The sequence below is a fragment of the Curtobacterium sp. JUb34 genome (genome assembly GCF_003755065.1).
Taxonomy (GTDB): domain Bacteria; phylum Actinomycetota; class Actinomycetes; order Actinomycetales; family Microbacteriaceae; genus Curtobacterium.
In genome coordinates this window covers 78,539-97,072 of sequence record NZ_RJVH01000005.1, presented here as the reverse complement: position 1 = coordinate 97,072, position 18,534 = coordinate 78,539, and the positions used below count along the sequence as shown (strand labels likewise).

At 71.1% G+C, this 18,534-nt stretch carries 16 protein-coding genes and 1 tRNA gene; 10 read left to right on the top strand and 7 right to left on the bottom strand.

Going from position 1 to position 18,534, the window contains the following annotated elements:
- Positions 1 to 25 precede the first annotated feature (25 nt).
- Positions 26 to 1,399, top strand: coding sequence for a sugar ABC transporter substrate-binding protein (locus EDF63_RS16995; RefSeq protein WP_123314183.1), 1,374 nt, complete (start codon positions 26 to 28; stop codon positions 1,397 to 1,399).
- A 96-nt stretch (positions 1,400 to 1,495) separates the two neighbouring features.
- Positions 1,496 to 2,128: a ScbR family autoregulator-binding transcription factor gene (locus EDF63_RS16990; RefSeq protein ID WP_185021492.1), complete on the top strand. Its 633-nt coding sequence runs from the start codon at positions 1,496 to 1,498 to the stop codon at positions 2,126 to 2,128.
- Here EDF63_RS16990 and EDF63_RS16985 read toward each other — a convergent pair.
- From EDF63_RS16985 to EDF63_RS16975, 3 genes are all read right to left on the bottom strand, one after another.
- On the bottom strand, positions 2,091 to 2,519 hold the full coding sequence (locus tag EDF63_RS16985; RefSeq protein ID WP_111084665.1) for a BLUF domain-containing protein: 429 nt from the start codon (positions 2,517 to 2,519) through the stop codon (positions 2,091 to 2,093). The two genes, EDF63_RS16990 and EDF63_RS16985, sit on opposite strands and share 38 nt — an antisense overlap.
- 63 nt (positions 2,520 to 2,582) lie before the next feature.
- On the bottom strand, positions 2,583 to 3,728 hold the full coding sequence (locus EDF63_RS16980; protein WP_123314181.1) for an AI-2E family transporter: 1,146 nt from the start codon (positions 3,726 to 3,728) through the stop codon (positions 2,583 to 2,585).
- 71 nt (positions 3,729 to 3,799) lie between these two features.
- Positions 3,800 to 5,005: an MFS transporter gene (locus tag EDF63_RS16975; RefSeq protein ID WP_123314180.1), complete on the bottom strand. Its 1,206-nt coding sequence runs from the start codon at positions 5,003 to 5,005 to the stop codon at positions 3,800 to 3,802.
- 90 nt (positions 5,006 to 5,095) lie between these two features.
- On the opposite strand from EDF63_RS16975, the gene EDF63_RS16970 reads away from it, so the two are divergent.
- Genes EDF63_RS16970 through EDF63_RS16960 form a run of 3 tightly spaced genes read left to right on the top strand, consistent with a single transcriptional unit; the run spans position 5,096 to position 7,134 of the window.
- Entirely contained in the window at positions 5,096 to 5,818 is a 723-nt protein-coding gene (locus tag EDF63_RS16970) for a histidine phosphatase family protein (protein WP_123314179.1), read from the top strand.
- Positions 5,819 to 5,851: 33 nt separating this feature from the next.
- Complete coding sequence (locus tag EDF63_RS16965; RefSeq protein WP_123314178.1) at positions 5,852 to 6,379, top strand: DUF3090 domain-containing protein; 528 nt, start codon at positions 5,852 to 5,854, stop codon at positions 6,377 to 6,379.
- Positions 6,376 to 7,134 (top strand): SCO1664 family protein, encoded by a 759-nt coding sequence (locus tag EDF63_RS16960; protein WP_123314177.1) that lies wholly within the window; start codon positions 6,376 to 6,378, stop codon positions 7,132 to 7,134. The genes EDF63_RS16965 and EDF63_RS16960 overlap by 4 nt, the downstream gene beginning before the upstream one ends.
- Positions 7,135 to 7,469: 335 nt before the next feature.
- On the opposite strand, the gene EDF63_RS16955 is transcribed toward EDF63_RS16960, so the two are convergent.
- Both EDF63_RS16955 and EDF63_RS16950 read right to left on the bottom strand, forming a co-directional pair.
- Positions 7,470 to 9,470, bottom strand: a complete 2,001-nt coding sequence (locus EDF63_RS16955) for a VWA domain-containing protein (protein WP_123314176.1) — start codon at positions 9,468 to 9,470, stop codon at positions 7,470 to 7,472.
- Positions 9,463 to 10,848, bottom strand: coding sequence for an AAA family ATPase (locus tag EDF63_RS16950; RefSeq protein WP_123314175.1), 1,386 nt, complete (start codon positions 10,846 to 10,848; stop codon positions 9,463 to 9,465). The genes EDF63_RS16955 and EDF63_RS16950 overlap by 8 nt, the downstream gene beginning before the upstream one ends.
- A gap of 263 nt (positions 10,849 to 11,111) precedes the next feature.
- Here EDF63_RS16950 and EDF63_RS16945 point away from each other — a divergent pair, with 263 nt between their 5' ends.
- The 4 genes from EDF63_RS16945 to EDF63_RS16930 all read left to right on the top strand — a co-directional run bounded on the left by EDF63_RS16945 (position 11,112) and on the right by EDF63_RS16930 (position 15,449).
- Positions 11,112 to 12,566: an MFS transporter gene (locus EDF63_RS16945; protein ID WP_311316894.1), complete on the top strand. Its 1,455-nt coding sequence runs from the start codon at positions 11,112 to 11,114 to the stop codon at positions 12,564 to 12,566.
- 170 nt (positions 12,567 to 12,736) lie between these two features.
- Positions 12,737 to 13,417, top strand: a complete 681-nt coding sequence (locus EDF63_RS16940) for a GntR family transcriptional regulator (protein WP_185021491.1) — start codon at positions 12,737 to 12,739, stop codon at positions 13,415 to 13,417.
- A 293-nt stretch (positions 13,418 to 13,710) separates the two neighbouring features.
- Positions 13,711 to 14,904, top strand: a complete 1,194-nt coding sequence (locus EDF63_RS16935; RefSeq protein WP_260233155.1) for an LCP family protein — start codon at positions 13,711 to 13,713, stop codon at positions 14,902 to 14,904.
- Between the two features lie 456 nt (positions 14,905 to 15,360).
- Positions 15,361 to 15,449 (top strand) — tRNA-Ser (locus EDF63_RS16930).
- A 160-nt stretch (positions 15,450 to 15,609) separates the two neighbouring features.
- On the opposite strand, the gene EDF63_RS16925 is transcribed toward EDF63_RS16930, so the two are convergent.
- Positions 15,610 to 16,806 (bottom strand): MFS transporter, encoded by a 1,197-nt coding sequence (locus tag EDF63_RS16925; RefSeq protein ID WP_123314172.1) that lies wholly within the window; start codon positions 16,804 to 16,806, stop codon positions 15,610 to 15,612.
- Positions 16,807 to 16,963: 157 nt separating this feature from the next.
- On the opposite strand from EDF63_RS16925, the gene EDF63_RS16920 reads away from it, so the two are divergent.
- Entirely contained in the window at positions 16,964 to 17,413 is a 450-nt protein-coding gene (locus EDF63_RS16920; RefSeq protein WP_123314171.1) for a MarR family winged helix-turn-helix transcriptional regulator, read from the top strand.
- 64 nt (positions 17,414 to 17,477) lie between these two features.
- Here EDF63_RS16920 and EDF63_RS16915 read toward each other — a convergent pair whose 3' ends face one another.
- Positions 17,478 to 18,479: a LacI family DNA-binding transcriptional regulator gene (locus EDF63_RS16915; protein ID WP_123314170.1), complete on the bottom strand. Its 1,002-nt coding sequence runs from the start codon at positions 18,477 to 18,479 to the stop codon at positions 17,478 to 17,480.
- Positions 18,480 to 18,534 lie beyond the last annotated feature (55 nt).

Here is an 18,534-nt window from a genome sequence, read left to right as displayed (position 1 = left end):
CCGGCTCGGACAGGACCACCACACCATGACGAACACCCTCTCCCGCCGCGCACTCTTCGCAGGAGGCGCCTCAGCCCTCGCCCTCGGTGCACTCGCCGCCTGCTCGTCACCGAGCCGGGGGACCGCGTCGAAGCGCGGCCCCCGCACCGTGAGCTACTGGCTCTGGGACTCCAACCAGCTGCCCGCGTACCAGCAGGTCGCGAAGGCGTTCCACCGCGAGAACCCCGACATCACGGTGCAGATCACCCAGCTCGGGTGGGCCGACTACTGGACCAAGTTGACGGCCGGGTTCATCGCCGGCACCGCCCCGGACGTCTTCACCGACCACCTGACGAAGTTCCCGCAGTACTCGGACCTCGACGTGCTGTACAAGCTCGACGAGCTCGAGGCGACGAAGTCGATCCGCGACGACGACTACCAGTCCGGCCTCGCCGAGCTGTGGAAGGGCCAGGACGGACACCGCTACGGCTCGCCGAAGGACTGGGACACCGTGGGGATGTTCTACGACCGTCAGGCGATGCAGAAGGCCGGCGTCTCCGACGACGAGCTCGCGACGCTCGAGTGGAACCCCGACGACGGCGGCTCGTTCGAGCGGATGCTCGCGCACCTGACGATCGACGCCAAGGGGCGGCGGGGTGACGAGCCCGGCTTCGACAAGGAGAACGTCGAGGTCTACGGCATCTCGTCGAACGGCTCCGGCGGCGACGGCTTCGGCCAGACGCAGTGGTCGCCCTTCACCGGATCGACCGACTGGTTCTACACGAACGAGAACCCGTGGGGCGACAGGTTCCGCTACGACGAACAGACCGTGCAGGACACCCTCGCCTGGTACTACCGCCTGGCCGACAAGGGCTACATGGCGAAGTACGGCGTCTTCTCGACCACGACCGGTCCGGACGTGCAGCTCGGCGCGGGCAAGTGTGCGCTGTCGTTCAACGGCTCGTGGATGATCGGCACGTACCTGAACATGAAGGACCTCGACATCGCCGTCGCCCCGACGCCGATCGGGCCGACGGGCAAGCGGGCGTCGATGTTCAACGGGCTCGGCGACTCGATCACGAAGCAGGCGAAGGACCCGGAGGCGGCGGCGAAGTGGGTCGCGTTCCTCGGCAGCGACACCGCGCAGGAGATCGTCGGCCGCGCAGGCGTCGTGTTCCCGGCCCGTCCCGCCGGTACCGAGGCGGCGGTCGCGTCGTTCCGGAAGCGCGGGCTGGACGTGTCGGCCTTCACCCGGCAGGTGGAGGAGGAGACCACCTTCCTGTTCCCCGTCACCCGCAACCCGGCGGACGTGCAGGCGCTGCTGCAGCCGGCCTTCGACAACGTCTACGCGAACGGCAAGCCGATCTCGACGTTGACCGGCACCAACGAGCAGGTCAACAACCTGCTGGCGCTCACCTGAGCGCGCGGGTCGCCTGACGCGGTCTGACGCGACCAGGATCGGACGGGAGGCGCGGTGCGGGCCCGCACCGCGCCTCCCGTCCGTGAGACTGGTCACGTGGAACGACGTGAGCAGATCCTGGTGGCCGCTGCGGAGGAGTTCGACCGCGTCGGCTTCGCCGCCGCGGCGATCGCTGCCATCGCCCGCGGCGCGGGCGTCTCGCAGGGAGCCTTGTACTTCCACTTCCCGACCAAGCTGGCCCTGGCGCTCGGCGTGATCGACGAGCAGAACGTCCGCACCTTCGACGTCGTCAGCCACACCGAGCAGTCGCCCGCAGCCGCCCTGGTCGGCGCCTCACACGCCATCGCGGACCTGCTGCGGACCGACCCGATCGTGCGGGCGGGCATCCGGCTGTCGCTGGAGCGCGGCGAGTTCCACGCGGCGACGGTCAGCTTCTACGAGCAGTGGATCGGCGGGATCGTCGACGTGTTCCGGCTGGCGATCGCGGCCGGTGAGCTCCGCACCGACCTGACCGCTGAGCAGCTCGGCGCCACCGTCGTGCCGTACTTCACCGGGGTGCAACTCGTGTCCGACGTCCGCACCGGGCGTTCGGACCTGTTCCCGGCCGTCGCGACGATGTGGCGGGTCGTGCTGACGGCCACGGCGGACCCGGCGCACCGCGACCGACTGCTCGGGGTGGTGGACGAGACGTTCAGCGGTCGTGGAGTTCGCGGTCGCGGAACCACTTGAGCAGCCACGCGGCGCTCGTGCGGTCGAACGACCGTGGGAAGTCCGTCTCGCCGGACAGGAACGGACTGAAGCCCGGCTCCGCGTGGACGTCCGCGTCGTCGAGCGAGCGGTAGGCCATCGACCATCCGTCGAAGCGTCGTCGCTCGATGTCCTCGCGGATGAGCGACTTCACCTCGCCGTGCCGCGGATCACGGCTGATGGCGGCGAACCGGTCGTCGACGCTCCACGCCGGACCCTCGAGCAACTGCATGAAGCGGCCGCCCTTCACGACGAGCAATCCGGAGACGCCGAGCGCCTCGTTGCGGAGCCGTGAGCCGTCCAGCAGCGTCGCCAGGTCGCCGTCGTCGAAGGGGACGACGGCGCGACTCATGTAGACGATGGAGACGAGCACGGGTCCATCTTCGTGCGACGGTCCCGATTGCGCGAAACGGATGTCCGCAGAACGCCCCGGGACTCAGTCGGCGGGGAGCTCGTGGGCCGTGACGTCCTCGTTGCGCTTCTTCCGCCACGGACGCGCCGGGGTGTTCGGGCCGTCCCAGACCAGGATCGCGCCCCACGCCGCGGCCAGCAGCGGCACCGAGATGATGGCCCCGGTGATGCCGGCCAGGACGGTGCCCGCGGTCAGGCCGATCAGGATGACCAGGCCGTGCAGCTTCAGCGTGCGACCCATCAGGACCGGCTGCAGGAAGTTGCCCTCGAGCTGGTTCACCAGGATCACGATGCCGACCACGATGAGCGCCTGGACCGGGCCGAGCGCGACGAGTGCGACGAGGGCCGCGAGGATGCCGGCCGCGGTCGCACCGACGATCGGGATGAAGGCGGTGATGAACACGACGACGGCCAGGGGGAGCGCGAGCGGGACGCCGACGATCGCGATGCCGACACCGATGCCGATGGCGTCGACGGCGGCGACCGTGGCCGTGCCGCGGACGTACCCGCCGAGGGTCGACACCACGCGGTCGCCAACCCGGCGTGCACGCGCGTACCGCTCACCCGTGAACGGACGGAGCAGGAACTCCCAGATGCTCGGGCCGTCCTTGAGGAAGAAGAACAGCACCACGATCATCAGCACCAGGCCGGTCAGGAAGTTCGCGGTGGCCGAGGCGCCGGCCAGGGCGCCGGAGCCGAACTGCGCGCTCGTGACGAAGTCGGTGACGGACGCCACCGCGTCGTCGACCTGCTTGTCCGAGATCGAGATCGGCAGGTTCTTCGCGAAGTCCTGCAACTGCTGGAACCCGTCCACGGCCGACTTCTGCAGCTGCGACCACTGGTTCTCGACCGCGACGACGATCAGCCAGCCGACCAGGCCCAGCACCGCGAGGACACCGATGAGCACCGCGAGGGTCGCCAGCACCGACGGCACCCGGTGCTTGCGGAGCCAGGACACGACCGGGTGCATGGCCGAGGCGATGATGAGCGCGAGCAGCACCGGGATGGTGACGACGCTCAGGACGCTGCCGGCGTAGACGACGCCCGCGATGACCACCACGACGATGATCAGCTGCAGGCAGCGCGTCGCGAGGCGGCCCGCCGAGTCGGACCACGCCGCCTGGATCTTCGAGGGGGTGGTCGGCTGGGGGCTGTCGCGGAAGAACGGCATGGGACCGACCGTACCGATCCGCGGGGCGGCGCGCCCGGACCCGCGCCCGGACGCGCGCCCGGCGTCGCGGATCAGGTGGGGACGGTCCGCCGCACGTCGGCGTCACGGGCGGCGGGCGCGACGACGAAGGCGGCGACGAGCAGCACGAGGGGCACCAGCATCGCCGCCTGCAGCCCGAGGTGCTCGCCGACGAAGCCGAGCAGCGGTGGCCCGACCAGGAACGCGATGTACCCGGCGGTGGCGACGACCGACACGCGGCGGTCCCCGTCGGTCGGGTGGTCACCCGCTGCCGAGATCGCGAGTGGGAACCCGAGGGCGATGCCGAGCCCCCACACGGCCGCGGCGATCGCCGTGACGACCGGACTCGGCGAGACCACCACGAGCAGGACCCCGATCCCGCCGACCGCGGCGCAGAGCCGGACGACCGGGCCCCGCCCGAGCCGCGTGACGAGCGGGGTACCGGCCGACCGGCCGACGAGCATGGCGAGCGCGAACCCGGTGAAGACCAGCGAACCGACCGCTTCCGGCGCGTCGTGGTCGGTCGTCATCAGGAGCGGGAGCCAGTCGCTGGCGGCCCCCTCGGCGAAGGCCATCGCGAGCGTGATCACCGCGACGAGGGCGAGCTGCACGGTGATGACGGATCGGCGGGTCGCCGTGGTGACGCGGGACGCGCCGACGGCGTCTGCGGCGTCGGCTCCGTCCGCCTGTGCCGCGGCACGCGGGAGCGGCTGCAGGTTGCGCGCAGCGAACGCCGCGAGTGCCGCCATCACCACCGCCCCCACCAGCAGGTGCACGGCCACCGGTGTCCGGGCAGCCGTCATCGCGATGCCGACGACCCCGCCGACGACGGTTCCCAGGCTGAAGCAGGCGTGCAGCACCGGCACCACCGGGCGACCGATGTGCCGTTCGACCGCGGCGGCCTCGACGTTGAGGCCGATCTCGGCGACTCCGGACCCGAACCCGATCAGGAACAGCCCCGCCCAGACACCCGCCGGCACCTGCGCCGGGGCCAGCAGGGCGACGAGGACCATGCCGATCACGGGCAGCGCGCCACCGAGCAGGATCAACGGTCGCGTCCCGAGCCGTCGGACGAGCGCACCGGCACCGAGGATCCCGATCATCGACCCGATCGACAGCCCGAGTAGCACGAGCCCCATCGCCTCGATCGACGCCCCGAGTTCGTCGCGGATGGCGGGCGTCCTGGTCACCCACGTGGCGATGCCGAAGCCGGTCATCGTCGACGTGGCGAACAGGGCCCCTCGAGGGTGCCGGGTCATGTGACCATCTGATCGGTCGACCGACGGCCCGTCAAGGGCAGCCGCGCTCGCCGACGCCCGTCGTGCCAGGTGCCGCCTAGGATCGGGCACATGGCGACCGTCCTCCTCGTCCGACACGGACGCACCACCGCGAACGCCACGGGCGTGCTCGCCGGACGCACCGCCGGCGTGCGACTCGACGCCGTCGGGCGGGAGCAGGCCGCCCGGACCGCCGACCGCATCGCCGCCGTCCCCCTCGCCGCCGTCGTCTCGAGCCCGCTCGAACGGTGCCGGCAGACGGCCCGGGCGATCCTGGAGCGGCAGTCGGGCGACCCCGCGTCGGCGATCGAGCGGGCGATCACCGAGGCCGACTACGGCGAGTGGCAGGGGCGGAAGCTCGTCGACCTGTCGAAGGAGCCGCTGTGGCGGACGGTGCAGGCGAACCCGAGCGCCGTGGTGTTCCCCGGCGGCGAGTCCATGCAGACCATGCAGTCCCGGGCGGTGTCGGCGGTCCGCCGCATCGACGCCGAGGTCGAGGCGGCGCACGGTCCCGGCGCGGTCTGGGTCGCGGTGAGCCACGGTGACATCATCAAGTCCGTCCTCGCCGACGCGTTCGGCATGCACCTGGACCTGTTCCAGCGCATCGGTGTCGGACCGGCGTCGGTGTCCGTCGTCCGGTACGGCGAGCACCGCCCCGAGGTGGTCGCGACGAACACCGAGTCCGGCGATCTGTCGTGGCTCGCGACCGCTCCGGCGCCGAGCGGGGACGCGGCGGTCGGCGGCGGGGCCGGACACCCGGAGGCCCCGTCCGAGCCAGGTCCTGCCAGACCCTGAACGGGCGCAGGCCCGCACTCCTACAATGCGGGTATGCCCTCCATCGTCCACGGCTTCGACTGGCCGGACCGCCTCGTCGTCGGCACCATCGGCCGTCCGGGCGAGCGCTCGTTCTACCTGCAGGCCCGATCCGGCAAGCGCGTCACCAGCGTCGCCCTCGAGAAGGAGCAGACCGCGGTGCTCGCCGAGAAGATCGACGAGCTGCTGGACGAGGTCGCCACGGTCGAGGCGAACCGCTTCAGCGTGCCGGACACCGCTCCCGTCGAACTCCGTGACCCGGAGCCCCTGGACCAGCCGGTGGAACCGGAGTTCCGTGCCGGTGCCCTGAGCCTGGGCTTCGACCCGTCGACCGCGCAGGTGGTCATCGAGGCGTACCCGATCGACGACGACGTCGAGATCGTGTCCGAGGAGAGCGAGGACGGCATCGAGATCGAGGCGGTCGTCGAGATCCCCGAACCCGACGAGCTCTTCCAGGTCAAGATCCCGGTCGGCACCGCCCGTGCGTTCGTCGAGCGCACGCGCGAGATCGTCGCCGCCGGCCGTCGGCCCGGCGACGCATGAGCGACGGCTCACTGAACATCACGGCGCGGATCCGCGAGGCCTCGAACGCGACGTTCCTGGCCGAACTGGACGGCGAGGCAGTCGTCTACAAGCCGATCGAAGGGGAGCGCCCGCTCTGGGACTTCCCGGACGGCACACTCGCCGGTCGTGAGATCGGGGCGCACCTGGTGTCCGAGGCGTTCGGCTGGGGGATCGTCCCGCCGACCTGGCTCGGTGACGGCCCGTTCGGCCCCGGCATGGTGCAGCGCTGGCAGACGATCGACCCGGATCAGGACGCGGTCGACCTCGTCGCGCCCGAGGTCGCCGAGGCCGACGGGTCACCGTGGCTGCCCGTCCTCGAGGCGATCGACGAGCACGACCAGCCGGTGACGCTCGTGCACGAGGACTCCGAGGCGTTGCGTCGCATGGCCGTCTTCGACGTCGTCGTGAACAACGCCGACCGCAAGGGCGGGCACGTGCTGGCCATGCCCGACGGTCACCGGTTCGGGGTCGACCACGGGCTGGCGTTCCACGTCGAGCACAAGCTCCGCACGGTGCTGTGGGGGTGGATCGGCGAGCCGCTCGGTCCGGACGAACTCGAGGGCCTCGACCGGGTGTCGGAAGCGCTCCGCGGTGCCCTGGGCGACGAACTCGCCGAGCACCTGACACCGGAAGAGGTCGACACGCTGCGTGCGCGGTGCGCGGCACTGCGGGCCGTCGGCATCTTCCCGCCACCGCCGGGGCACGGCCCCGCGGTGCCGTGGCCGTTGTTCTGACACGACACCCGGCCGACCTGGCGGACCCCGTGGCCCGTCGGATGCGGGTCGGTGGGGCCCGTCGGGTCCGGACCCCACCGACCGGTCCGCGTCCGTGATCCGTGGACGCGGACACCCGTGGCGTCCGGTGGCGTGCGCCGTTGCACTCCGGGACCCCGCGGGAGTCGACCGGTCGAGAACGGATCAGGTGCACTCGGCCGACCGCTTCCTGCACGCCGACGACGTCGGCGCAGGAAGAACGATCACGGCGGCCGGGGTCTGGGGCAACTGTGGTGGCGCTCAGCATACGTCTGCGGCACCTCGCGCAACAGCCCCTGTCGAGACCGTCTCGGTGATCAGTCGAACAGCGACGGCCCGCCGTGGCGCGAGCCCAGGTACGACCCCACGACGGCGACGCCGAGGTCGTCGTTCTCCGGAGCGACGACGGAGCCGTCCACCCGCTTCGCCATGGCATCGATGAACCTCGCCAGGCCCGGGTCGTCCCCGAGGCGGAAGAACGTCGTCTGGGCGCCGAGTCGCCCGGCGTTCTCGAGTTCGCGCACGGTCAGCGCGATCGTCACGGGGTCCGGCGGGTAGTCGAACCACACCTGCCCGTTCGGCTCGAGGTGCGACGTCGGTTCACCGTCGGTGACGATGAGCAGGACGGGTTGCGCGGTCGGGTGCTTCCGGAAGTGCCGGTTGGCGAGCAGCAGCGCGTGGTGCAGGTTCGTGCCCTTGTCCCACATGGCGTCGAGACCGACGAGCTGCTCGATGTCCACCACCTCGGCTTCGCGACCGAACGCGATGAGCTGCAGGTCGTCGCCGCGGAACCGTGTCGACACCAGGGTGTGCAACGCCAGGGCCGTGCGCTTCATCGGCACCCAGCGGTCCTCCATCGCCATCGAGAACGACGTGTCGACGAGCAGCGCGACGCAGGCCTGCGTGCGGGCCTCCGTCTCCTGCACCTCGACGTCGTCGATGGTCAGGCGGACGCCGGGGCCGACCCGGCCGGTGGCGGCGGTCCGGGTCAGGGCGTTCGTGATCGACCGGGTGACGTCCCACGGCTCGGTGTCGCCGTACGCCCACTGCCGGGTCGCACCGGACGGTTCGCCGGCCGCGCCGGACTGCCGGATGTCCCGTGCACCCTGTCGGCCGGACATCCGCTCGGCGACGTCGCGGAGCAGACTCTTGCCGAGCTGTCGCATCGCCTTCGGGGTGAGCCGGAGCTGTCCGTCGGCTCCGCGGCGCATCGCCCCGGAGTTCCGCAGGGCCTTCTCGAGCTGCTGCAGGGTCTTGGCGTCGACGGCCGCCTCGGCGCCGAGTTGCCGGGTCAGGGCGTCGAGGTCCAGGTCGTCGAGCTCGGAGCCGGGTCCGGACTGGGCGAGCTGGTCGGCGAGCGCGTCGAGGTCGGCGATGTCCTGGAAGACCCCGGTGCCGTCGCCGAGTCCGAGGCCCTGCTCGCCGTCCATGCGCTCGGACCCGCCCCAGTCCTCACCGGGGCGCAGCGACCGCAGGGTGCCGTCGAGCTGGGACAGCTGCCCCATCAGGTCGGGGGAGCCGAAGGCCTGCTGGGCGAGCGCGTCGAGTTCGTCGCGCTGCTCCTGCGTCATCGAGTTCCGCATCCGCTGGGCGGCTGCGGCCCGTGCGGCGAGGTCGTCGAGCAACTCCTCGACGTTCGCGGGGCCCGACGGGAAGTACTCGCCGTGCTTCGCCATGAACTCGTCGAACTGCTCCTGCGTGTCGGTGCCGGCGCGGTGGTCCTCGAGCAGCTGGTTGAGGTCCTGCATCATCGCGCTGACGGCGGCGCGGTCCTCGTCCGTGGCACCCTCGAGCGCCTGCTTCATGCCCGCGAAGCGCTGGTCGAGCACCTCGCGTCCGAGCAGGTCCTTGATCTCGTCGTACTTCTGCCGGGCCTCGCGGCTCGTCCAGTCGTAGTCGCCGAGCTCCTGCACGGCGGCGGCCGGCGACGGGGACAGGCTGTCGAGCTGCATCTCCGCCAGGGCGCGGTCCCCGTCGTCGAGGTCGACGTTGCGGGCGAGTTCGCCGCGTTCGGCACGGAGCGCCTGGTCGAGCAGTTCGCGGACCTGCTGGAGCGTGCCGTCGAGGTTGTTCTTCGCGGTGAGCTCCCGTCGCCGTTCCGCGACCTTGCGCGCGAGGTCGTCGAGTCCGCGCTGGGTCCGGCCGCCACGGCGCAGGAACTCCCGCATCGCGCGCTCGGGCGAGGTGCCGGCCATCACGTCCTGCCCGATGGCGTCGAGCGCCTCGGCCAGGTCGGCGGGCGGCGCGAGCGGGTCCGGACCGTCGGTGTACCTGCCGTACCGGGTGTCCCGCGTCAGGCGACGGTTCTGCCTAGCCATAGACGGCTTCGCCCCCGCCGGACTCCTTGCTGATGCGGCGGGCGAGGAAGAGCCCCTCGAGCGCGAGTTCGATCGCACCCGCGCGCTCGCCGTCGTTCGTGGCACCGAGGCGCTCGCACACCTGGTCGTACAGGTCGGACTCGCCGATCGACGGCAGCCCCTCGAGGAACGCCCGTGCCCCGACCTGCTCGCCCGTCGTCACCATCGTCCCACCGTCGAGCGCCTCGACGAGCACCCCGAAGTCCAGCCCGCGGAACCGGGCACGCACCGTCTCCGCCGTGGCGGTCCGCAGCAGGTGCTCGAGCACCTCGTCCGCGCGGTCCTCCTCGCCGTTCTCGAACTCGATCTTGCCGCCGAGCACGTCGACCGCCGTCTCGAGGTCGATCGGCCGTGCGACGGCGTCCGGCTCACCCTGCCGCGCCGCGCGGTGCACGGCCGCCGCGGCGACCGTCTCGGCGCCGGCGATCGCGAACCGGGCGCTGACACCGCTGCGCTGGTCGACCGCGCTCGACCCGCGCAGCGCACGGGTGAAGCGGGCCAGGATCTCGATGATCGCGTCCGGCACCTCGGCGGTCAGCTGCGCCTCCTGCCGGATGACGGCGATCTCGTCCTCGAGTTCGATCGGGTAGTGGGTCCGGATCTCCGCGCCGAAGCGGTCCTTCAGCGGTGTGATGATCCGGCCGCGGTTGGTGTAGTCCTCCGGGTTCGCGCTGGCCACCACGAGCACGTCGAGGGGGAGCCGGAGCACGTAGCCGCGGATCTGGACGTCGCGTTCCTCCATCACGTTGAGCATCGCGACCTGGATGCGTTCGGCCAGGTCCGGCAGCTCGTTGATGGCGACGATGCCGCGGTGGCCGCGGGGGACGAGTCCGAAGTGGATGGTCTCCGGGTCGCCCAGGCTGCGCCCCTCGGCGACCTTCATCGGGTCGACGTCGCCGATCAGGTCGGCGACGCTCGTGTCCGGTGTCGCGAGCTTCTCGACGTAGCGGTCGTCGCGGTGGCGCCACGAGATCGGCAGGGCGTCACCGAGGTCCTCTGCCCGGCGGGCGCTCGCGGTGGTGATGGGCTCGTACGGGTGTTCGCCGAGTTCGGAGCCGGTGATCACCGGGGTCCACTCGTCGAGCAGGCCCTGCAGCGTCCGCAGCAGGCGGGTCTTGCCCTGGCCGCGCTCGCCGAGCAGGACGATGTCGTGGCCGGCGATGAGGGCACGTTCGAGCTGTGGGATCACGGTCGTCTCGAACCCGTGCAGGCCGGGCCAGGGGTCGTCTCCCGCGCGCAGCGCGGTGAGCAGGTTGTCGCGGATCTCGGCGCGGACCGGCTTCTGGACGTGGCCAGAAGTGCGGAGCTCGCCGACCGTGCGGATGTCGGGTCGGGTCACGTTCTGGACGTTACGCCGTTGCGGACGGGAGGCACGGTGCCAGCTGGCCCGTCCTCCCTCGCAGGCTCGGTCGGCGCGCCCCGCGCAACGCTTCGCGTTGCCGCTGAGCGGGGCGCGCCCGTCCGCTTGTGGGTTTCCATAGCAACCGCAATGATTGGGGCTCCGGCATCGGAGCCGGATTCGATAGGGGGATCCGGCTCCGAGCCGGCCCCGTCGTACCGAATGTGAACCATCTCGCCGATCTCGGCGTAGGTTCCCCTCTCGTGAGCAGCACGAACGGGGCGATCAAGAGCCTGGTCCCCGCCAGGATGGACAGACTGCCGTGGACACGGTTCCACTGGAGTGTCGTCGTCGGACTCGGGGTCTCCTGGATCCTGGACGGTCTGGAGATCCAGATCGTCTCCAACGCGGGATTCCAGGCCGACCTCGACCTGTCGACGCAGCAGGTGACCTCCCTTGGCACGATCTACCTGGTCGGCCAGGTCGTCGGAGCGCTGGTGTTCGGGCGGATGTCCGACCGGCTCGGGCGCCGCAAGCTCTTCATCCTGACGCTCGCGATCTACCTGATCGGTTCCGGCATCGCCGGCCTCGCCCAGGACTTCTGGTTCCTGGCCGCGTTCCGGTTCGTCGCGGGCCTCGGCATCGGCGGCGAGTACGCGGCGATCAACTCGGCGATCGACGAACTCATCCCGGCCAAGTACCGCGGCCACGTCGACATCGCCATCAACGGCACGTACTGGGGCGGCGCAGCGCTCGGCGCCTTCGCGAACATCTACCTGCTCGACACGGCGAACTTCTCCGAGAGCATCGGCTGGCGCATCGGGTTCTTCCTCGGCCCGGTGCTCGGCATCGCGATCATCTTCCTGCGGCGGCACATCCCGGAGAGTCCGCGCTGGCTCATGACCCACGGGCGGGAGGAAGAGGCGGAAGCGACCGTCACCCAGATCGAGGAGGCGGTCGAGAAGTCCACGGGCAAGCGGCTGCCGGACGTCGACGAGTCGAAGGCCATGACCGTGACGCCGACCGACCGCGTCGGGTTCCTGACCATCGCGCGCGTGCTGCTCAAGCAGTACCCGACGCGCACGCTGGTCGGGGCGTCGATGATGATCACGCAGGCGTTCCTCTACAACGCCATCTTCTTCACCTACGCGCTCGTCCTGACGAACTTCTTCGGCCTGAAGACCGCGCAGACGTCGATCTACTTCTTCCCCTTCGCGATCGGCAACCTGCTCGGGCCGATCATCCTCGGTCGGTTCTTCGACACCTGGGGCCGGCGCCAGATGATCTTCCTGACGTACCTGGTGTCCGGGCTCGTCCTGGCGACCTCGGCGTTCCTGTTCCGCGCCGACGCGATCTCGGCGACGGTGCAGGTGGCCTTCTGGTGCGTGTCGTTCTTCTTCGCCTCGGCCGGCGCCTCGAGCGCGTACCTGACGGTGAGCGAGATCTTCCCGCTCGAACTGCGGTCGCAGGCCATCTCGTACTTCTTCGCCCTCGCGCAGGTCTTCGGTGCGATCGCGCCGCTGATCTACGGGGCGTTCATCGGGGACGGATCCTCGCGTGAGCCGCTCTTCTGGGGGTACCTGCTCGGGTCCGCGGTGATGATCGGCGGTGGGGTGATCGCCCTGGTCTTCGGGGTCGATGCCGCCCGGAAGGGGCTCGAGGACGTGACGCAACCGCTCTCGGTCCTGACCGGCGACGCGGAGGAGCAGCGGCGCTGACGCACGGCCTTGGCCATGCAACATTCTGTATGCAGAGTGTTTAGCGGCGCCGTCGACAGGGTGCCACTGTGCCCGCATGGCACTCCTCCACAGCGCGACCCCGACGACGACGATCCACGATGGTGGCGGCGCCCCCGCCGGGGGCATCCGCCGTGCGTGAGGCTGGCCGCATGGAGAAGTCACCGTTGCGCATCGGTCGGGGCGACCTCGATCCCCGTGGGCTGCGGCGCAGCCTGCTGCGCGACGCGGTGTTCCTCCGTCTGCTCGACAACGTCCTGCGCGGCGAGTACCGGCGTGGGCAGCGACTCCGGCTCGACACCATCGCCGAGGACATGCAGGTCTCCCGCACCCCGGTGCGCGAAGCCCTCGTCTCCCTCGAGTCGCACCAGCTCGTCACGGTGCAGCGGTACGTCGGCGTGGTGATCACGCAGTGGTCGGTCGACCAGATGACCGAGCGGCTGCGCATCGCACGCGCGATGATCGTCGACCCGGCGGCGAGCGGCACGGGGCCCGACGATCGCTTCGACCACAGCTGGCTCCGCGAGTGCTGGACCGAAGCGGGGGCCTTCGTCGAACTCGCCGCGTGGTTCCTGCGCCGAAGCGGCGCCTCGGTGAGCGCCGACTGGATGCTGTCCCAGCGCACCGTCCTCGACATGTTCTTCACGGACGACGTCGCCCTGGCCAACGGGATCGACGCCGTGGTCGACCGAGCGCGGCGACTCGACCTCGTCGACCAGGCCGTGCGGGCAGCGGAGCGCGACGCGGTCGACGACTGCGCGGCGGTGCTGCTCGAGCTCGCCGCGGCGCTCATCGCCCTGCCGGACCGGTTCCGGGTCTCCGTGGCCTCCTGAGCGGGCCAGGCTGCGGGTTCGCACAGGTCGGCGTCGCGGCGCACGGATCCGGGGGCCGGTGGCGGATCGCGCACTCGGGTTCGACGTCGTTCGCACTGGATCGCCAGGGAGCTCCGTGGCAGCCTTGACCGGTTGCCACCCCGGCGCGTCCACCGACGACAGGAGAGCCCGTGCACGACGTCCGCGATCGCTCCCACCGCCTGAACCGAGCCGACGGGATCGCACGCCACGGACGTCTCCGACGGTCTGCACCACTCCGGACCGTTGCTGCGCTGGTCGCGAGCGTGGTCGCAGTGGCGTTCGTCAGTACCGCCTCCGTGGCGGCCATCGCAGCGAAGCAGGTGACGGACGACCTCGGCGACGGCGTGCAGATCGAGGGTCAGCCGGCGCCGCGGTCGAACGGCACCAAGGCTCCGTCGCTCAGCGCCTACAAGGGCGGCTTCAACATGCTCGTCGTCGGGACGGACAACGACCCGGACCAGTCCGCGGAGTTCGGGGAGCGCGACGCCACCCTCAACGACGTCAACATCCTGCTCCACGTCTCGGCGGACCACACCAACGCGACCGCGGTGAGCATCCCACGCGACCTCGTCACCCCGATCCCCGCGTGCAAGAAGACCGACGGGTCCGGGACGGCGTCGGCGATGGCCGCTCAACCCATCAACACCTCGTTCAGCGACGGCGGGCTCAACTGCGTGACCCAGACCGTGCAGGGGCTCACCGGCTTGGACATCCAGTACTCGGCAGCGGTCTCGTTCAACGGTGTCATCGAGATGTCGAACGCGATCGGTGGTGTGCCGGTCTGCGTGGCGCAGCCGATCGAGGACCCGTACACCGGGCTCGACCTGCCCGCCGGCACCTCGACCCTGCAGGGCGACGAGGCCCTCGCCTTCCTGCGGACCCGGCACGGCGTCGGTGACGGCTCCGACCTCGGCCGGATCTCGAGCCAGCAGGTGTTCCTGTCGTCGCTGCTCCGGACCGTGAAGTCGAACGACACCCTCACCTCGCCGACCACCCTGTACAAGCTGGCCCGCGCCGCGGCGTCGAACATGCAGCTGTCCGAGAGCCTGAACGACATCGGCACGATGGTGCAGATGGGTCGAGCGCTGCAGGACCTCCCGCTGTCGCAGGTGAACTTCGTGCAGTACCCGGGCACGACCGGCGGCACCGGGGTCTACGAGGGCAAGGTGCAGCCGACGACGTACCTGGCCGACCGGTTGTTCGCGAAGATCAAGGCGGACCAGTCGTTCTCCCTGGGGGAGGACAGCACGGGCATCGGGTCCGAGGCGAACGCGGCGCCGTCGGCGGCTGCCTCGTCGTCGGCTGCTGCTGCCGCGCCGTCGGCTCCGGCGTCCTCGCCCGCGGCTGCCGCGCCGTCGTCACCTGCCGCCGCTGCTCCGACGGCATCCGCGACGCCGGAGACCATCGACGGGCTCGAGGGGCAGTCCGCCGACCAGCAGACCTGTTCCAAGGCCTTCGGCTACTGACCCGGCGGGTCTGGCCCCGCCCCGCGTCTCGCGAAAGCGACAGTCTGCCGCCGAACATCCGCGGCACACTGTCGCGCTGACGGCACAGACCGCGGGCCGTGCCGGGACACTGTCGCTTTCGCGTACTGGTCGGCCGCCATGCCCGGACGCAGAAACGGGGGCGCGGTGGTGGACCGCGCCCCCGGAAGCCGCTCCCCGAGCGGGCGCCAGGCAACCGGGCGCGCCGGGCCCGGCTCGGAGAGCGACGTCGGTGCTGTGTCGCGACGACGGGGACGAGCCCCGGAACGTGATTGCCGCGTCTCGACGATGCTATGCACCGGGGTACGCGGCGACAAGGCCGAGCTGTCCCCAATTCGGGGGACCCGTGTTCCGAGACCGTGCCACGCGCGGGGTGCGGTCGGGTCGAGAGTCGCCCGGTCCTCCTGTATGGTGGTCGGAGCGCTCGCGAGAGTGCTTGGAGACGTCGCATAGTCCGGCCGAGTGCACCACCCTGCTAAGGTGGAGTCCCCTTTAGGGGACCGAGGGTTCAAATCCCTCCGTCTCCGCACTCCACGAAACCCCGGTCCGATCGGACCGGGGTTTCGTCGTCTCCGTGGTGGTCTGCGCATCGCGCGCACCTGGTTCCGGACACGGCACCGCGGAACGGCGTGGTGCTGTGTCCGGAACCAGGTTCCGTCGGGCTGCCGTCAGGCCGTCGGGCCGCCGTCAGGCCGTCGCGACGCTCCCTGTCGAGGTCAGCACCGCGACGCCCCTCGAACGCCCGCGCCGAACGGCACCCATCGCGACGAGCGTCAGGGCCACGGCTGCGAGCGTGATGCCCGCGCCCGCCCAGATCGGCGAGGTGTAGCCGAGCCCGGCGGCGATGGTGAGCCCGCCGATCCAGGCGCCGAGCGCGTTCCCGAGGTTGAACGCGGCGATGTTCGCCCCGCTCGCCAGGGTCGGCGCGTGGTCCGCGTACTGCATCACGCGCGTCTGCAGGGCTGGCACGGTCGCGAACCCGAAGGCACCCATGAGCACGAGTGCGATCACGGTGAGCACGGGCGACGTCGCGACGAGGGCGAACAGTCCGAGCACGACGGTGAGGGCGACGAGCACGACGAGCAGGGTCCGGTCGATCGAGCGTGCGGCGAGCTTGCCGCCGACGAAGTTCCCGACGAACAGCCCGACGCCGAACACCACGAGCAGCCACGGCACCGCCGAGGACGGGAAGCCGGACACCGAGGTCAACGTGTACGCGATGTAGGTGAAGGCCCCGAACATCCCGCCGTAGCCGAGCACGGTCATCCCGAGCGAGAGCCACACCTGGCCGGAGCGGAAGGCGCCGAGCTCGCGTGCCAGTGACGGGGTCTCGGCCGCGCGGACAGTGGGGACGAGCACGAGCACACCGACCAGGGCGACGACGCCGATCACGACGATGGCCCAGAAGGTCGAGCGCCAGCCGAGCGCCTGGCCGAGGAACGTGCCGAACGGCACCCCGAGCACGTTCGACGCGGTCAGCCCCGTGAACATCAGGGCGACGGCCGAGGCGCGCTTCGACCGCTCGACCATGTTCGTGGCGACGACGGAGCCGATGCCGAAGAACGCACCGTGGCACAGGGCGGCGATGACGCGTCCGGACATCATCACCTCGTAGGTCGGCGCGATCGCGGACAGGGTGTTGCCGACGATGAACAGCACGAGCAGCCCGAGCAGGACGGGCTTGCGGGGGAGTCGGGTCGTGGCGGCGGTCAGGCCGAGCGCTCCGACGATGACCGCGAGTGCGTAGCCGGTGACGAGCCAGCCGGCCGTGGTCTCGGTGACGCCGTAGCCGGCCGCCACCTCGGGCAGCAGGCCGGTGATGACGAACTCGGTCAGTCCGATGCCGAATCCGCCGAGTGCGAGGGCGATGAGTCCCGCGGGCATGGGGGTTCCTTCCGTTGTGCGGTGCAGCTGTGCCGCGTACGCTGGTTGTTGCAGGCGCGGGATATCGATAGTTGCACACGCGGACTATCGGCGCAAGCAACTGCGTGCGCCCGCAACGACCGCGGCACCGATCGCACAGCCGACCAGAAGGAGCCCGATGTCCGTCGACGACACCTCCACCGCCGTCCGCGCCCACGGCTGGCGCACCCTGGCGGCGCTGCACGGTCTGATCGAGACGCGGCTCGAGCGCGCGCTGAGGGACGTCGACCTGTCCGTCGTCGAGTTCACCGTCCTCGACGCGCTGCGCCGACAGGACGGCTTCCACATGCGCATGCAGCAGCTCGCCCGGGCCGCTGCCCTCAGCCCGAGTGCGACCACCCGCTTGGTCAACCGTCTCGAGGAGCGTGCCCTGCTGACCCGCGTCCTCTGCGCCGATGACCGCCGGGGGATGTACACGGAGCTCACCCACGCGGGTCAGGTGCTGCTCGACCGCGCGACACCGATCCACGCCGCGGCGCTCGAGGGGGCGCTCGCCGAAGCGCGCGAGGTGCCGGAGCTCGAGGAGCTCGCCGTCGCGGTCGACCGGCTCGAGGGTGCCACCGTCTGACCCGTCGACCGGGAGGCTCGGAGCGCCGCCGCCTCGCGTGCTGGGGTCGGCGGGTGGTCGCGTCTCAGGCCCGCGGCCGCGCCGTCGTGGACCGCACGACGAGCGTCGGCGGCACGAGCGTCCGGATCGGCCCCGCCGAGTCCGGCGCCGGCGAGGCGATGCGGTCGATCAACCGCGCGGCCGCGAGCCGTCCGACCTCGTCGTTGTGCGGGTCCACCGTCGTCAGGCGCAGCAGGGGTGAGGCGGCGAGGGGTGTCTCGTCGTTGCCCACCACCGAGACGTCCTCGGGTACCCGGAGTCCGGCTTCGTGGACGGCGGCGATCGCGCCCATCGCCATGAGGTCGTTCGCGGCGAACACCGCGGTCAGGTCGGGGTGGTCCTGCAGTGCACGCACCGTGGCCCGGTACCCGGTCTGCTCGGAGGTCGGGCCGTCGCCGTACACCAGTGGCTCGATGCCGGACGCGACCATCTGCGCGACGGTGCCCTCGCGGCGGACCGCAGCCGGGCCTCCCGAGCCGGTGACGTGGACGATGTGGCGGTGACCGAGGCCGATCAGGTGATCCGCTGCCAACCGGCCGCCGGCGGCCTCGTCCGAGGCGACGACGTCGAGTCCGCCGGGCACGTCGGCTCGTGCGCCGGCGACGACGACGGGGGTGTCGGCCGGGACGACGAGGTCGGGGAAGCCCTCGGCGGCGAGCACGACGCCGTCGACCCGCAGGGAGACGAGGTCGTCGAACGGCGAGGAGTCGAGGTGGGCGTTCGCGCGGGTGTCCGCCAGGGTGAGTCGCAGGCCGTGCGGTGCGAGCGCGTCGCGGATGCCGTCGAGCAGGGGGACGAACCAGGGGTTGCGGAAGTCGTCGACGATGACCCCGATGGTGCGGGTCCGGGTGCCGGCGAGGATCGCGGCGGCACGGTTGGGGCGGTAGCCGAGTTCGGCGGCCGCTGCGAGCACAGCCGAGCGGCGTGCGTCGGAGACCCCGGGGTCGTCGCGGAGCACCATCGAGACGAGCGACTTCGAGACGCCGGCACGGGTCGCGACGTCGATGATCGTCGGGGGTCGTGACACGCGGCTCCTTGACAGGACATGGGGTGGTCGGGCTACAGTCTACCGACGCGTTCTG

What these genes read in the sequence shown, in the direction of transcription:
- EDF63_RS16995 (WP_123314183.1), top strand. Translation starts at nt 26, where the DNA reads ATGACGAACACCCTCTCCCGCCGCGCACTCTTCGCAGGAGGCGCCTCA.
- EDF63_RS16980 (WP_123314181.1), bottom strand. Translation starts at nt 3,728, where the DNA reads ATGCCGTTCTTCCGCGACAGCCCCCAGCCGACCACCCCCTCGAAGATC.
- EDF63_RS16975 (WP_123314180.1), bottom strand. Translation starts at nt 5,005, where the DNA reads ATGACCCGGCACCCTCGAGGGGCCCTGTTCGCCACGTCGACGATGACC.
- EDF63_RS16970 (WP_123314179.1), top strand. Translation starts at nt 5,096, where the DNA reads ATGGCGACCGTCCTCCTCGTCCGACACGGACGCACCACCGCGAACGCC.
- EDF63_RS16965 (WP_123314178.1), top strand. Translation starts at nt 5,852, where the DNA reads ATGCCCTCCATCGTCCACGGCTTCGACTGGCCGGACCGCCTCGTCGTC.
- EDF63_RS16960 (WP_123314177.1), top strand. Translation starts at nt 6,376, where the DNA reads ATGAGCGACGGCTCACTGAACATCACGGCGCGGATCCGCGAGGCCTCG.
- EDF63_RS16955 (WP_123314176.1), bottom strand. Translation starts at nt 9,470, where the DNA reads ATGGCTAGGCAGAACCGTCGCCTGACGCGGGACACCCGGTACGGCAGG.
- EDF63_RS16940 (WP_185021491.1), top strand. Translation starts at nt 12,737, where the DNA reads ATGGAGAAGTCACCGTTGCGCATCGGTCGGGGCGACCTCGATCCCCGT.
- EDF63_RS16925 (WP_123314172.1), bottom strand. Translation starts at nt 16,806, where the DNA reads ATGCCCGCGGGACTCATCGCCCTCGCACTCGGCGGATTCGGCATCGGA.
- EDF63_RS16920 (WP_123314171.1), top strand. Translation starts at nt 16,964, where the DNA reads ATGTCCGTCGACGACACCTCCACCGCCGTCCGCGCCCACGGCTGGCGC.